The sequence below is a fragment of the Shewanella sp. 11B5 genome, from assembly GCF_002836795.1.
Classification (GTDB): domain Bacteria; phylum Pseudomonadota; class Gammaproteobacteria; order Enterobacterales; family Shewanellaceae; genus Shewanella; species Shewanella frigidimarina.
In genome coordinates this window covers 1-1,123 of the sequence record NZ_PJAP01000167.1, presented here as the reverse complement: position 1 = coordinate 1,123, position 1,123 = coordinate 1, and the positions used below count along the sequence as shown (strand labels likewise).

General features: G+C 45.0%; 2 protein-coding genes. Both read left to right on the top strand.

What is annotated here, in order from left to right; translation table 11 throughout:
- Positions 1–89 precede the first annotated feature (89 nt).
- The gene (locus CXF78_RS01375; protein WP_011637740.1) at positions 90–449 is read left to right on the top strand and encodes a cation:proton antiporter subunit C; all 360 of its coding nucleotides are present in this window, start codon (positions 90–92) and stop codon (positions 447–449) included.
- Positions 450–454: 5 nt separating this feature from the next.
- The coding region (locus tag CXF78_RS01370) for a proton-conducting transporter transmembrane domain-containing protein (protein ID WP_308302234.1) at positions 455–1,123 on the top strand (669 nt) is incomplete at its 3' end.

Sequence of the window (1,123 nt, the reverse complement as noted above, 5' to 3'; positions counted from 1 at the left end):
ATTTTAATTATCGAGGCTGGCGTTGGGATGGCGGTATGTGGTGCACTTCTGGCTATTTTCCATGCGTTCGCTGCCCGAGAGAGATTGTCATGAAACTATTAGAACTGCTGGGCTATTTCAATTATTGGGTATTCGCTATCATTTTAACGGTGGGACTGTATGCCGTGATTAGCAAAACCAATTTGATAAAAAAACTCATTGGATTATCCATATTTCAATCTGCTGTATTCCTTATGTATATTACTATGGACAAGGTAGAAGGCGGGACAGCCCCCATCATACAAAGCGGTGTAGAAGATCAAATATTTTCAAACCCAGTACCACAGGTACTGATACTAACAGCCATCGTTGTGGGAGTATCTACCCTCGCATTGGGACTGGCCATGGTTGTACGTATCAAAGAATGTTATGGCACGATCGAAGAAAACGAAATTTTGGATGCCGACTGACTACTATGGATTTATTAGCACACCTTCCTGCTTTGCAAGTTGTGATACCGATGTTGTCGGCACCACTTATCGTCATGCTACAACCGCGAGGTTTAGCTTGGGCCGGAGCAACTGCTTCTGCACTAGTTAGTTTTTCTATCGCCGTTGCGCTTACTTTGGCTGTTTTAGACGGACAAACCCTCCAATACGCGATGGGGGGCTGGCCGGCACCTTATGGCATAGCACTGTCGGTTGATACGTTTAGTGCCATTGTTTTGCTGGTGATCACGGGAGCCAGCACTGCTGCCTTACTCGCTGCCAAACCAAGTATTGATCAGCAAATAGAATTAGAACGCCAACCACTTTTCTATGCGGCCTGGCTTTTGGTTTTATCTGGACTGGTGGGTATTGTCGTATCAGCAGATGCCTTCAATATTTTTGTTTTCATGGAAATTTCATCTCTTGCCAGCTACATATTAATAGCTGGAGGTCCAGACCGTCGGGCTCTTCCAGCCGTTTTCAAATATCTAATGATGGGCACTATTGGCGCAACCTTTTATCTAATTGGTGTAGGTCTAATCTACATGATGACCGGCACGCTTAACTTAGCCGATATTCAAGATCGCCTCGGTGATGTGACCGATATAAATCCAGTTCTAGTTGCTGCTGGATTCATCACTATTGGGTTGGCCCTT

Excerpts from the sequence above, each read along its gene's own strand:
- CXF78_RS01375 (WP_011637740.1), top strand. The coding sequence starts at position 90 with ATGAAACTATTAGAACTGCTGGGCTATTTCAATTATTGGGTATTCGCT.